This is a genomic window from Teredinibacter haidensis, assembly GCF_014211975.1.
Taxonomy (GTDB): domain Bacteria; phylum Pseudomonadota; class Gammaproteobacteria; order Pseudomonadales; family Cellvibrionaceae; genus Teredinibacter; species Teredinibacter haidensis.
On record NZ_CP060084.1, the window covers coordinates 2,790,342 to 2,803,576 of the forward strand.

Annotated in this window: 12 protein-coding genes; 6 read left to right on the forward strand and 6 right to left on the reverse strand. The window is 46.1% G+C overall.

The genetic code is table 11. From position 1 onward, the window contains the following. Positions 1-7 precede the first annotated feature (7 nt). Entirely contained in the window at positions 8-1,231 is a 1,224-nt protein-coding gene (locus H5715_RS11010; RefSeq protein ID WP_075187600.1) for a glycosyltransferase family protein, read from the forward strand. 27 nt (positions 1,232-1,258) lie between these two features. Further along, complete coding sequence (locus tag H5715_RS11015) at positions 1,259-2,998, forward strand: alpha-amylase family glycosyl hydrolase (protein ID WP_075187601.1); 1,740 nt, start codon at positions 1,259-1,261, stop codon at positions 2,996-2,998. 10 nt (positions 2,999-3,008) lie between these two features. On the opposite strand, the gene H5715_RS11020 is transcribed toward H5715_RS11015, so the two are convergent. Next, positions 3,009-3,881: an SMP-30/gluconolactonase/LRE family protein gene (locus H5715_RS11020; protein ID WP_075187602.1), complete on the reverse strand. Its 873-nt coding sequence runs from the start codon at positions 3,879-3,881 to the stop codon at positions 3,009-3,011. Between the two features lie 186 nt (positions 3,882-4,067). Between H5715_RS11020 and H5715_RS11025 the strand changes: the two genes are divergently transcribed. Genes H5715_RS11025 through H5715_RS11040 form a run of 4 tightly spaced genes read left to right on the forward strand, consistent with a single transcriptional unit; the run spans position 4,068 to position 6,987 of the window. Then, positions 4,068-4,244, forward strand: a complete 177-nt coding sequence (locus H5715_RS11025; protein WP_139309916.1) for a ribbon-helix-helix protein, CopG family — start codon at positions 4,068-4,070, stop codon at positions 4,242-4,244. Then, positions 4,241-5,755, forward strand: coding sequence for a CHAD domain-containing protein (locus tag H5715_RS11030; RefSeq protein WP_075187603.1), 1,515 nt, complete (start codon positions 4,241-4,243; stop codon positions 5,753-5,755). Before H5715_RS11025 ends, H5715_RS11030 begins: the two co-directional genes overlap by 4 nt. A gap of 6 nt (positions 5,756-5,761) precedes the next feature. Further along, on the forward strand, positions 5,762-6,514 hold the full coding sequence (locus tag H5715_RS11035) for a ParA family protein (RefSeq protein WP_075187604.1): 753 nt from the start codon (positions 5,762-5,764) through the stop codon (positions 6,512-6,514). Next, complete coding sequence (locus H5715_RS11040; RefSeq protein WP_075187605.1) at positions 6,514-6,987, forward strand: CYTH domain-containing protein; 474 nt, start codon at positions 6,514-6,516, stop codon at positions 6,985-6,987. The genes H5715_RS11035 and H5715_RS11040 overlap by 1 nt, the downstream gene beginning before the upstream one ends. On the opposite strand, the gene H5715_RS11045 is transcribed toward H5715_RS11040, so the two are convergent. The 5 genes from H5715_RS11045 to H5715_RS11065 are packed head-to-tail and all read right to left on the reverse strand — an operon-like array spanning position 6,984 to position 13,234. After that, a complete protein-coding gene (locus H5715_RS11045; protein ID WP_075187606.1) occupies positions 6,984-7,397 on the reverse strand; it encodes a type IV pilin protein in 414 nt (137 codons plus the stop codon). The two genes, H5715_RS11040 and H5715_RS11045, sit on opposite strands and share 4 nt — an antisense overlap. A gap of 10 nt (positions 7,398-7,407) precedes the next feature. Continuing rightward, positions 7,408-7,713 carry a hypothetical protein gene (locus tag H5715_RS11050; RefSeq protein WP_075187607.1) on the reverse strand — a complete coding sequence of 102 codons (306 nt, stop codon included), beginning with the start codon at positions 7,711-7,713 and terminating at the stop codon, positions 7,408-7,410. A gap of 5 nt (positions 7,714-7,718) precedes the next feature. Beyond that, on the reverse strand, positions 7,719-11,480 hold the full coding sequence (locus H5715_RS11055; RefSeq protein ID WP_075187608.1) for a pilus assembly protein: 3,762 nt from the start codon (positions 11,478-11,480) through the stop codon (positions 7,719-7,721). A 39-nt stretch (positions 11,481-11,519) separates the two neighbouring features. Then, complete coding sequence (locus H5715_RS11060) at positions 11,520-12,050, reverse strand: pilus assembly PilX family protein (RefSeq protein WP_075187609.1); 531 nt, start codon at positions 12,048-12,050, stop codon at positions 11,520-11,522. A 5-nt stretch (positions 12,051-12,055) separates the two neighbouring features. Beyond that, a complete protein-coding gene (locus tag H5715_RS11065; RefSeq protein ID WP_075187610.1) occupies positions 12,056-13,234 on the reverse strand; it encodes a PilW family protein in 1,179 nt (392 codons plus the stop codon). Position 13,235: the final 1 nt, after the last annotated feature.

Genomic DNA, 13,235 nt, shown 5'->3' on the forward strand with positions numbered 1-13,235 from the left:
AAATCCAATGGCTGACTTTTATCAAAACGGCATCATCACCACACTGCACAACCTCAATCAGCGTCCACTTGAGGCCATGGAGGAAGAGCTGCGAAAATTTTCCAAAACCCGCCCGATGAGCCTAGTACTCCCCTCCTTGTTTTCCGAGCTGGAAGGAGAAGCACTTCCCAATATTGTTAACGAGTTAAGCCGCGTCGATTACCTGGATGAAATCGTTATTGGTCTTGATAAAGCCACTGAAGAGGAATACCGGCATGCACTGGAGTTTTTCAAACCGCTAAAGCAGAACTATAAAGTTCTCTGGAACGACGGCCCACGCCTGCGCGCTGTCGATAAAAAGCTGCAAGAAGAAGGACTATCACCGCTGGAAGCCGGCAAAGGACGAAACGTCTGGTTTTGCCTTGGATACGTACTCTCCGGCGGCCGTGCTGAATCCATCGCCCTTCACGATTGTGATATTGTGACCTATGACCGCAGTATGCTCGCACGGCTGATTTACCCGGTAGCGAACCCGGTATTTAACTATGAATTTTGTAAAGGCTATTATGCCCGTGTCGCCTCCGGGAAAATTCATGGGCGCGTTAGCCGTCTTCTAGTAACCCCATTAATTCGCGCACTGAAAAAAACCCTCGGCCACCACGACTATCTCGAATATATTGATTCTTTCCGCTATCCACTAGCTGGAGAGTTTTCCTTCCGTTCCGATGTAATCAGCGATATACGTATTCCCAGCGATTGGGGGCTAGAAATTGGCGTACTCTCGGAAGTACACCGAAACTTTGCCAACAACCGTTTGTGCCAGGCAGATATTGCCGATAATTACGATCACAAACATCAGGAATTGTCTGCGGAAGATGCCGCACGCGGCCTATCCAAGATGTCCATCGATATATCCAAAGCCCTGTTCCGAAAATTGGCCACGAATGGTGTAGTCTTTAACTCGGAGACGTTCCGCTCTATTAAGGCCACCTACTTTCGTATTGCGCTGGATTTTATCGAAACCTACGACAATGATGCGCGAATGAATGGCTTGAAGCTGGATATACACTCGGAAGAAAAAGCCGTAGAAATGTTCGCAAAAAATATTCTTACCGCCGGGCAGAACTTTCTTGATAATCCAATGGAAAAACCTTTTATGCCTTGCTGGAACAGGGTTATCAGTGCCATACCCAATGTACTGGGTGAACTGCAGCAGGCAGTCACGGATGATATGGCCGAATTTGGAAAGTAACACACCGTTAATAAGAGCTATTGAAGTATGAATTCATCAACACATAAAGATCTACGTTTTTTGGTGGAGTCGCACCTTGCTTTTATTTATGAGGATATCGACGTTGATTCACTGGCAACCCGACTGATGCAACTTATGGGCATTAACAATTCTTGCCTAAAGCCAGGCATTCACGAAAATTCATGGAACCAGTCCGATGTTTTGATGATCACCTACGGCGATTCAATCTATTCAGAAAACCAAGAACCACTGGAAACCCTATACACGTTTATGGGTGAACGCTTGAAGGGAGTTATTAACGGTATACATATTTTGCCGTTTTTCCCCTACAGCTCAGACGACGGTTTTTCTGTCATCGATTACACACAGGTAAACGATTCCCTTGGCGACTGGTCTTATATCGAAAAAATCGGATCTGAATATAATTTGATGTCAGACCTAGTGGTAAACCACTGCTCAAGCCGAAGCCGGTGGTTCGATAACTTCAAGCAGCGCAAAGATCCCGGTAAAGATTATTTTATCGACATCGATCCCAACACCGATTTAAGCCAAGTAGTTCGTCCGCGGACATCACCACTACTACGCGAAGTTGAAACACTGGACGGTAAGCGCAGTGTCTGGTGTACATTTAGTCACGACCAAGTAGATTTGAATTTTTCCAACCCGGAAGTACTTTGTGAGATGGTAACAATTATTAAATTGTACCTGGATCGCGGGGTGCGCACTTTCCGCTTGGACGCCGTAGCATTTTTATGGAAAGAGCTTGGAACTGCCAGTATCAACCATCCCAAAACACACGAATTTGTTCGTCTGTTTAGGACGCTTATTGAGCATCATTCGCCCGACGCCATTATTATTACCGAAACCAATATCCCCAACCACGAGAACCTTTCCTACTTCGGTAACGCTAACGAAGCCCATGCGGTTTACAATTTTTCTTTGCCTCCACTACTGATACACGCCCTTATTACAGGTGACAGTACGCATCTTAAAAAGTGGCTGATGAGTATGCCTCCTGCGCAAATGGGTACTTTTTACCTTAATTTTATTGCCTCCCACGATGGCGTCGGCTTGCGCCCGGTGGAAGGATTACTCAGCGAAACTGAGATTGATGAAATGGTTAACACCATGCAAGGGTTCGGTGCCCGCGTTTCCTGGCGAGCAACCGAGGGGGGGCGCAGTAAACCCTACGAAATCAATGTCACGCTATTTGACGCTCTAGAAGGAACAGTGAAAGGCCCCGATAAGTGGCAGGTTGAACGGTTTATATGCGCGCATGCAATTATGCTATCCCTTGAAGGGGTTCCAGCAATTTATATTCACAGCCTGCTCGCCACCAACAATTATAGTGACGGTGTAGAGCTAACAAACAGTAACCGAACGATTAATCGCTATAAATGGGCGTATGACGATATCTCACAGAAGCTGGACGATGGCTACAGTCACCACGCCAGGGTTTTTGAGCGAATGAAAAACCTGATTGCGATACGGATTAAACAACCGGCTTTCCACCCCAATGCCACGCAATTCACCCTACACCTTGGAGATCAATTATTTGGTTTCTGGCGACAGAGTCCACGGCGAGACCAAAGTATTTTCTGTATCCACAACATCACCGATAAGGAGATTTCCATTCCTCTTTCATCGATCAACTTAATTAGCCTGGATAAATGGGTAGATTTGGTCAGCGAAAAAGAATTCACTAACCTTCATGAAGACTTAGTCTTACAGCCTTATGGATTTGTATGGTTGAGTAACCGCGTATAGCAAACCAGCATTAAAGCCCGAAGCGGTGCTCAACCAAACCTGGCACATCCACCCGCACTTTAAAAATCGAACCGGAATCGGGATACTCTTCCAGCTCTTCTTTCAGTCGATTCCCAACACTGGTGATGTATAGGGTTTTCAAATCTTCATCACCAAAGGCAACCATGGTTGGGCATTTTGCTGGCACTGCAATTTCTTCAACTATTTCACCCTGCGGGTTCAGTCGCGCAATACGCCCCCCCTCATATAATGCCGTCCAGTAGTAGCCCTCTGCATCCACCGCAGCACCATCGGGGCGGCCGTTACCAAACTCAAATTGATGAAAAACACCGCCGTTGCTAATTTCACCGGAATGAACATTGTAGTCATAACGATAAATTACATGTTTGGGAGTATCAGAATGGTAAAAGGTTTTATTGTCTGGACTAAAGGCTGCACCATTAGAGGTCAACAATCCCTCCGCCAACAGCTCCACTTTTAAATCCGTGTCCAAAGACCACAGATTCGCACCGTCTCGATCTTTCGGCGGATACACGGACCCGGCAATAAAACGCCCGGCTGCATCACAACGACCATCGTTAAAACGGTTGTGCTCCAGAGTCGCTTCAGGGTCAATAATAGGCCTCAACTCCGGTGACCACCCATCCAGGAAGTGGAACCCCGAACGCATACCAACCACAAAGCCTGTATCTCCCTCACGCAAACTAAAACAACCTATTTCTTCACCGAAAGTTATATGGCTGTCTTCACCACTTTGCGGATTAAAGCGGTGAAGCTCGCAAGCGTTAATATCCACCCAATAGAGAAAATTATTACGCTCATCCCAACGTGGGCACTCACCCAAATTTGCCTTAACTTTAAGTGCGACCTCGACTTTCTTCATCACCGTTCTCTCTATTTATCCAGCTAACTATTCCACAACATTACTGCCATATGCTTTTGCAATACACACCCAGTCGCGCAGTGTAATCGTATAGCCATTTAAGTAAAAGGCCCACCATCTACCCATTGACTACCCTGGTCAACGCCACTATCATGATTTTACATATTTACGTAATGACGTCATAAAATGAGTAAAGAAACAAAACCAGGCAAGAAGAACACCTCTTTACGGCTCGATAGTAAAACACTCAAAGCTCTGAAGATCCGTGCAATAGAAGAAGATTCCAGCGTACAGGCGATTTTGGAAGAGCTAGTCAACCTCTATCTAGCAAATCAGATAAATCTAAATAGAGAGAAGGGATGACTAACCTAACTGCGGTCCACTATAAACTCGGCAGCGCAGATCAGATATCTGCACTCGAAGTCCTTTTTTCCAGCATCTACACCGCGACTTTCTTTGCCTGCGAGTCCAGAGAACTACGATTTTTGGACGATTACGATTGGCATCTATGGCACTCCGGCGCATTACTCTACAAAACCAGCGCTCATAGCTACAACCTGGCCTTACCTGATATAAGCATTGAAGAAGTTATAAAGGGAAAAGCTCCACGCTTTTACTGGGAGTTTCCTGACGGAGAAATGCAATCGGAGTTACAAAAAAACATTAAGCTGCGTGCACTCACACCTATCGCGAGTTTGAAAATTGCCGAACAACAACTGTCTCTACTGAATAGAGACCACAAAACGGTACTGCGTGCAAAGCTTACTCTGCTTTACACGCCCGATTCTGATACACCGAGCCACGGCGTCATCTCTCTACAGCCTATGCGCGGTTACGACAAGGCCTTTCAGCGTGCAAGCCTACTCCTCCAGAACGCAGAATACGCACTAACAGAAACGTCAAGCTTAATCTCACTCCTAAAAGCACAGGGAGTAAAACCCAAGCCAGTGGTCAGCGGTCAATTTGGCATTTCCCCAACAATGCCAAGTGAGCAGGCAGTACGGGAAATGAGCCACACCATGTTTACCCGCGCAAGGACACATGAACAAGGCGTGCTGGAGGATATTGATACTGAGTTTTTACACCAGTACCGCGTATCCTTGCGCAAGGCTCGCTCCCTGATAAACCTGATGAAAAAATGTTTGCCGGCAGAGTCCCACCGCTTATTAAAAACCCAGCTCGCCCAACTGGCCAGTCCCACCAATAATTTGCGAGACCTGGATGTTTTCCTGCTAAACGAAAACTATTATCGAAGTCTGCTACCAGAGAACTTTCATACGGGCCTTAATAACCTCTTTACGCATATAGCCAAAGAACGCCAGTCGGCACTTAGATCCGTTGTTCGTTTTTTTCGAACCGGGGAATATGAACGAATCTGCGCCTCAGTCCACACCGAACTCAGCTCGCAAGCCGTCGAAGAAACCCCTGCTGCAAGCCAGATGATCTTGTCTATTGCCAAAAAACGCATATTGAAAACCTATCACAAGGTGAGACTACTCGGCGGTGCAATAACAGAGTCAACACCAGACCCGGAAGTTCACCAGCTCAGAATTGAATGCAAAAAACTCCGCTACCTGATGGAATTTTTTACTGAACTCTTCCCTGTAAAAACCATCGGGAAACTCACAAAAACCCTAAAAATCTTGCAAACGATTCTCGGTGACTTTAATGATTACTCCGTCCAAAAGGCATTTTTAGCTGAGGATCTAACGCATGAAAAGAATACCGACGCTATTGCGGCTATCAACGGGTTAATAGCCGTTCTACATCAAAAGCAGTTACAGGAGCGCGCCAAGGTTTGCGCCGCGTTTGTGGAATTTAACCATAACTCTATCGCCACACAATTCGAAGAGTTATTCGCTCTAGGAGAGTAAAGATTAATGCGCGTTATATCCTGCTATAGCATGAAAGGTGGTGTCGGAAAAACGGCCACAGCGGTAAATATTGCCTATTGGGCCGCAAAATCCGGCTTAAAAACGCTACTAATCGATATGGATCCACAAGGGGCTTCTTCTTTCTATTTTCGAGTAAAGCCTACGAAGAAGAGCTGGGGTAAGCGATTTTTCGAAGCTTACAAAGCGCTTGTTCAACATATTAAAGCCAGCGATTACGAAAACCTCGATGTTATTCCTGCTCATTTAAGCTTCCGAAATTTTGATTCAACGCTGGGGAGCCTAACCAAACGTACAGATCGTTTAAGAAAAATACTGAAAGGGTTGAGCAAAGAATACAAACTAATCATTCTCGATTGTCCTCCAACCATAGGCTACCTGGCGGAATCTGTGTTTAATGCGTCAAATTTGATTTTCGTGCCGGTTATTCCCACTACCTTATCCGAACGCACCTTCGAGCAACTAAATAGTTTTTTTAAACAGAACGACTATCTACGCAAAAAGCTGGTCCCCTTTTTCTCCATGGTTCAATATCAAAAGAGCTTACATAAAAAAACCATGACAAAAATGCAAGGCGACTATAAGAACTTCCTAAGCACCCATATTCCGTTTTCAACTGATATTGAAAATATGGGTGAGCACCGATCCCCGGTGGATATTTACGCAGGCAAACGCCCTGCAAACAAAGCCTATTTTGATTTATGGAAGGAAATGATCCCCCTTATCCGGAGAGCCAAATAATGGGATTGGAAATAGAGCGAAAATTTTTAATTGAAGAGCTCCCGCTCGAAAAGCTATGCGCCGAAAAATCTCAAAACCTGATACAGGGGTATCTTTTTCTGGAAGAAAACCAAGAAATTCGGCTACGAAAAAAAGGGGAGCAGTACTTTCTTACACAAAAAACCGGTAACGGCCTTGTGCGCGAAGAAAACGAAGAAGAAATTAGTATTCAGGTATTTAGTATGCTCTGGCCATATACCGAAGGCAAACGAGTGGAGAAACAACGCTTCCATTTCGAATACATGACGCACGAGTGTGAAATTGATGTCTACAGTGGCGATTTAGCCGATCTGATGGTTATGGAGGTGGAGTTCGAGAACGAAGAAGCAGCGGCGAACTTTTCGCCCCCCCCCTTCTGTATGAGAGATATCACCAGCGATAAACGTTTTAAAAATGCCTGCCTAGCCAAGCTCGGCAAACCCGTATCACTCTAGCGCCGCCAACAATCGGATTTTGGCGAAGAAGTCTTGCTACCCAGGTTGTCAATACTCAGGGTTGTGCAATCTTTGTCTTCCGCTTGTGTTCCCTTTGCAGTAGCCGTTGCCACGAAGCAAGCAGTCGTACCACAGGCACCCTTAGCGACGGATACCACGTAATAGCCATGTTCACTATTGACTGTAACCGCAGTCGGCGAAAATGGCTTTGCGTTAGTTGAGTATTCGTTCGTTTGCGAATACAACACTTCCTGATTTTGAGCGACAACCAAAAGCGTTTCTATTCCCTCAGCGCGATTACTTCTCATAACACTGCCGCGATAGTTGGGCACCGCTATTGCGGTAATAATGCCGACAATCGCCAAGACAATAAGCAACTCAATAAGGCTAAAACCTCGATTAGTTTTCATTTTTACCTCATTAGTGGCTTAGCAAAGCTTCCGCATCTTTTTCGGAAACCATCAACTCAATGCGCTTTATCATACGTTTCCCGGTAGTTTCATGATCCAGCACATAGCGAATATTTTGCTCGGCCCGCAAATAATCAAGGCTAACAGACCGATCTTTAATCATAACTATAGCGCTACCAGTTAACCGATAGGATGCACCATCAATAACAATGGTTTCACCTTCCTGCCGAATAGCGTTAATAGTTCCAAAATATTCATTTTGAGCGAAAGCGCCCAAAGGCATTAAGCTGAAAACCAGAAGAATAAATAGCTTCATTATAATTACTCCAATTCTCGCCACGATTGACGGCCAATGTTTTTATCACCCGAGTCTTCATTTATTTCTTTTATCGCGCCAGTTGATCCACTTAGTATTTTTAACTCCGCATTTCTATACCGCAAGATACCCGGCGTTTTAATCACACCATCTGGCGATTGCAGACCCGACGTTGGCACTTTGGGAATGCCAGAAAGGGATGACCCGCTACTATCAAGGTAATCGTAATCTTTCTTAGTGAAAACTCCATCACCATCAAGGTCAAAAGGAGTTTCGTCCAAACGACTGCCATCCGCAGCATCCAGCTCCATCAACCAGCTAGTGCCTCCTGGCGTGCATGGCGCTGAGCTGGGCAAGACCGTTGGGAAAATGATACGTCCATTACGTAAAATAGCATTGGACACCTGTCTTTCACCCGCGTTATCGACAGGCGAAACATTATAATTTACAAGATCCATATACCAGCCTTCGTGACTGGCCCAATCGATAACATTATTCGTGGTTATACGCAGGTTGTAGTCAGTACCACCTAGCGTTGTTGCAAATTCGTGCTCAATCTCCTGGTTTAACAGATCACCCACGACAACAGGTAAACCACTCGCCGATGTTTCATTTCTATCCCAGATACCGTAAAAACCCTGCGTAGGTTCACCAATTGAATTGTTATCCGTCACCTCAATATATTTACCTGTACCAAAATAGACCATTTGCCCACCTTGCGTCGGGTGCAGGCCTACAGCAGGACGTGTCGTAATAGGTTGATTACTCGCAGTTTTATATAGTGGCTTTTTCGTGCTTCCGCTGCCCCAGGCAGTATCCCAATCGACGGGGTTCGTACTAGTCACATCGAATTTCCACATATTCCCATACAAATCTCCCGCATAGATAAAGTCCACAATATAATCATTATCGACATCCACCAATGCAGGAGAAGACAGACCATTAGGTATTGATCCCCCGCCAATGCCAGTATCAATTTTCCTCAAGATAGAGCCATTACTAATATCGACAATATAGAGTACTGAATTTCCAGTACTGCTCGCGTGTCCGTCCGCTACCGTATTGTTATAACCATTGCCAAATACTGCCACCCAGGTACCATCGGCCATTTTTGCTATGGAGGGCACGCTGTATGAATATCCCATATCAGCGTCATCAGTATCATCAAACTCCCAGAGGTAAATTGACGCTGCAGCCGTCTCGTTAAAACCTCCGGGATTAGTAACATCCAATGCAAACACACCCTGCCCCCCGTGCCCCATTGCCCCTGCTAAAACGGTGTGCCAGTCTCCAGAATAAAATGCATCGACTATCGTCGGCGCTGCATTTACAAAGAACCGGTGAAAATAAGCTGGATCCGCCAATTCGTGTAAATTTTCATATACAGATGAAGGGACATAGGCCAGTTTTTCCTGACCGCTGACAGCCGAAAATCCATGCAACATGCCATCGTTCGCCCCGACATAAACCATGGGCGCACGAGCCGTATAAGCGGTACGAAAACTGGAATATGTCTTAGACTCCAACGTATCGGGATAGAAATAACTTGGCTTGGAAACATACTGGGGGTCAGAATCAACAATATCACCCAGTACTGATGCACGAGGGCGAAACTGTCCAATAGAAACACCTTCGTTACTGCGATCCCCTCGCAAATAATCCACGAGCTGTTCCCCGTACACTTGGTTCGCCGTGATCTCAGCCCCATCTGTTGCGCTAAGAGGATAAGGAGCATCAACCATTAGCTGCGCTAACTGACCAGCACTAATGTCACTTGCCCCCAGAGATCTGTAATCGGCAGGAAAACGGAATTTAACGCCCTGACTACCGTTACTTGTGATAATGGTTCGCCCGGTATTGTAATCTTGTAAATCTAATAACTTGCTCGCCTGCCAGTTCGGGCTGGTCGTGTTTACAGTGTTATCAGCATTGAGCGGGTAAGAATAGAGACGGCCAGACCAATCGCCACTGTTAAACTGCGCCTGAAAAACGGCAGTACTTGATGAAATCTGCCCTGTACTGGTAGCAACCGATGCCGATGCAGCATCCCGGCTGGAAATTTCACTCAAAGCTTCCAATAAACTATTTAGCACATCATCCGGGGTTTGAGCTGCAACATACTCCCCCTTACTGTTAAAGGCCGCATGCCATAAGTCATCAATTTTCCCAACGTTATGGTACAGAGGGTCTTTACCCCAGGTATCATCGGATTTAAGCACTGGATTTGGCCAGCCATCAGACGGGGTATCGGTATCAGCTAATTCACCCTTCACGCCGAAAGCTACAGGGAAAGTCACCAGGTGCTGATACTCTTCTGGGTCCGCGATATTCGGAACCACATTGTTCGGCATCGTCGAGACTAGATCATGATCGTAATAATATTTCGCGACATCCGCGACAGTAATACTTCTGCCGTCACTATCTCTGTCTGAAATTGTAGAGGAAGGCGCCCCCCCGTTCCAATATCCGTCGGTAAACAGTACCGCAAAGTTTTGCTGGCAACTCTCGATAATAGGGTCGGTTTTACCCGACAAATTACCAGCGATATATTCACCTGCTGTCTCCAGGCCTTTCCTCAACGGCGTACCATGTGAAGGCCAATTGTAACTATACAAATCATTTAACAGCGCTTGATTATAACCACTGTACTTACTCACGCTCGCGGGTGGAACTTCGTTAAACAGAGTATAAGATTGATTAATAACGGTTTGGCCAAAGCGGAAAGATGGCGAACCACTGATAACAGCTCCCACCGCACCCTTAGCTACGAATGCGCGTCGGCGAGCATAGGAATACCAGTCGGCAATATTTTGCTGAATTTGTGCAGTCGTAAGAGCGGGGCTTATATTCGGATCTGAATCAGCACCAGAAAATGAGCCCGAATCCACAACGCTTGGAGTAAGAACTCCTGTGGTCGCATCGACGCTCCACTCAATCTCCTCCCATTCTACGCTGCTAGACTTTACCGTGTACGCGTAATAGTTGTCCCATAAATCGACCCAACCGTTGGCCCCAACCGTACGGTTGATATTGGTTCCGCGTTTAGGGTAACCATCGGCAGTATCAAAGCCGTGAGAGTCGACCCAAACATAATAGGTGAAATTCTCAAGGTTCCGGCTAGAGCTGTAACCGGATGTGGCCGGGCGCGCAACCTGGGAAGGAATGGCGACCAGAGATACGGTTTCAGCCTGTGCGGCGACAGCCGGTATCGCTGGCTGGGGATCACTGCGTGCGGCAGAAAACGTTGCGTGGGGTAACCCCGTTCCGGCCCAGGGATTATATTTTGTTCGCGGATTATAAAAGGTAACATTGAAATCCGATGACGCTCCTCTCCAGTCATGCGAGAGGACAGATGAAAAACCACAGCTTTCCATATTTTTAGCCCAAAAATAATAGCTGGTAGTGCAGTCCGAAGGGTAGGCGTTATCACCTTCATTAAACAGATAATTTAAAGACAGGTAAGTACCACCACCATATACCCGCCATAAACCATCATCGCGCACTGAAGTATGACAATCATGATTTCCAGAATCACCCGCCGCATTTTTATCGTATTGGCAGAAATGGTAATACGGTACCGTCAATATTTCCCAATCCATCGATCCTGAATCGTCGAGCTGAAAGAACACATTGGGATCCGTACTGATCCCAAGAAATAAAGGCTCATTCGCGAGATCTAGCGTTGCCGCGACTGCGGTCGTTGCACTAGACATCATAATCGCAAATAGCATACCTGATAACGCAGATATTTTTTCTTGAATTTTCATGGACAAACCACCTATTACAACAGCAACTAAATTAACGTTTTAATCATAACGTTTGACAAATGTCGAGCGTAAATGCACACGGGTATTCCCCGCTCCCCCGTGTCCCCTGGACGTAATCTGGTAGTAAAATTTACCCTGTTTAACTGGGCCATCACCCATAACAAGATTCTCACCTTTTTGCGAAAAACTGCGCTCTTCAATAATATAGCGTGGCGCGGCGTATTGAAGAGTATTGCCAGCAGCAGCTACACCATTGGCTGTCCACCAGGTTTTAGCATTCCCTTTCCACCAACCGCCTGTTCCCGGTAAACCCAGCTTCCATACTTGGTGGACGCCAGCATCTGTTGGCTCGGGATAGTCATGCAATCCGTCTAACCATTCTTCAGCCGTAACCAACCCACTTTCAGAGGCTTCGAAAGCAATATGTTTATCTCGTAAATTACCCGTCATTTTTTCTTCAACCAAGGAAACTCTAACGGCCGATACGCCAACAAGGAAAAGAACGAACATAAAAATCAACGTAACGGCAAGCGTAACGCCACGCTGAGAATATATCGAGGTAGGTCTCATTGCCTTTAAGTTCCTAAAGTTCGGTTACGTAAACTGACTGTTCTGGAAAAAACCCGGCGTAAACGCTCATCGGCTGGCGAAGGGTTTGCGCCTTGACCATCGTAGGTAACACCATTAAAAATATACGGTAATGCACCATCAGCCAAATTATCGTCGACACTCTGTAACAGCAAGCTAATGCGAACACTGACAACATTAATCCAGTCGGTAACATTGTTTGCCGTAACGTAAACATCAGCACTTTTTAAATTATCCTTATCCGTATTTTCGCCGTAGAGTATTTGCATACTCTCCACACCCTGAACAACTTCTTCCAAACTACCGATTACCGCACCGGTTGTATTGAGCTGCGCTCTAAATAACGACGGAGGGTTTAGGGCCAAGCCACCATGCTTGCTGACCACATAGGTGGTTCCTTTCAAGGCTGTAACGGACGAAAGTTGAGCGGTACTGGTGACTAATGGTTTTGCAGCATCGTTACCAGGAGAACAACTGGTACCCAACGTTAGAGTATCGTCGCCGCTGGAGGTCGAAAGATCACAGGCTTGAACAATATCGAGACTATCGCAATCGCTAAGCAGGAGAATATCGTTATCCTCAATACCACTATCAGACGCAATAGTAATAGTGTTCGGAGAACTTACAGTCAATACTTTCACGACCGCTTCCGCGTCGCTGCCACCCCAGACGCGAATAATATCGGAGTTCGGAACCACATTGAGTTTGTCCAAATTATTTCCACCACTGCTCGTCCAGTCTCCGTTGTCAGAGAGCACCAGAGCTGTCGAAGTCATTACGTTCGTAATAGTCTCTCCGTAGGCTGTGCTTGATGCTTCCCAGCCCTGTATGCCGACTTCGGGTTGAAAAGTAGAGGGGTAAGTTCCAAGTAAGGTATTGTTAATTTTCAATTCATCTTCATCGTCGATGTTCGCAATGTTCGAACTAATGCATCCGACATAATCCGACATACGCAGATCTTGTTCGATAATATCAAGCGCAACTCGACCCGATTCCTGTAACTGTGCAAAAGCGGACAGACGGCGGGAGCTTTGCAGTTGATCAAGGTAGACAACAACACTACCGGCGAGAATAATCGCGCTGATCCCCATTGAGATAAGAAGCTCTACTAGAGTGAGTCCCTGCATCGCGCCTTTTTGAAAGTTGTTTTTAGGCAATCGGCTCATA

Coding starts and splice junctions, on each gene's coding strand:
- H5715_RS11010 (WP_075187600.1), top strand. CDS start 8: ATGGCTGACTTTTATCAAAACGGCATCATCACCACACTGCACAACCTC.
- H5715_RS11035 (WP_075187604.1), top strand. CDS start 5,762: ATGCGCGTTATATCCTGCTATAGCATGAAAGGTGGTGTCGGAAAAACG.
- H5715_RS11060 (WP_075187609.1), bottom strand. CDS start 12,050: ATGAGACCTACCTCGATATATTCTCAGCGTGGCGTTACGCTTGCCGTT.
- H5715_RS11020 (WP_075187602.1), bottom strand. CDS start 3,881: ATGAAGAAAGTCGAGGTCGCACTTAAAGTTAAGGCAAATTTGGGTGAG.
- H5715_RS11040 (WP_075187605.1), top strand. CDS start 6,514: ATGGGATTGGAAATAGAGCGAAAATTTTTAATTGAAGAGCTCCCGCTC.
- H5715_RS11030 (WP_075187603.1), top strand. CDS start 4,241: ATGACTAACCTAACTGCGGTCCACTATAAACTCGGCAGCGCAGATCAG.
- H5715_RS11065 (WP_075187610.1), bottom strand. CDS start 13,234: ATGAGCCGATTGCCTAAAAACAACTTTCAAAAAGGCGCGATGCAGGGA.
- H5715_RS11025 (WP_139309916.1), top strand. CDS start 4,068: ATGAGTAAAGAAACAAAACCAGGCAAGAAGAACACCTCTTTACGGCTC.
- H5715_RS11055 (WP_075187608.1), bottom strand. CDS start 11,480: ATGAAAATTCAAGAAAAAATATCTGCGTTATCAGGTATGCTATTTGCG.
- H5715_RS11015 (WP_075187601.1), top strand. CDS start 1,259: ATGAATTCATCAACACATAAAGATCTACGTTTTTTGGTGGAGTCGCAC.
- H5715_RS11045 (WP_075187606.1), bottom strand. CDS start 7,397: ATGAAAACTAATCGAGGTTTTAGCCTTATTGAGTTGCTTATTGTCTTG.
- H5715_RS11050 (WP_075187607.1), bottom strand. CDS start 7,713: ATGAAGCTATTTATTCTTCTGGTTTTCAGCTTAATGCCTTTGGGCGCT.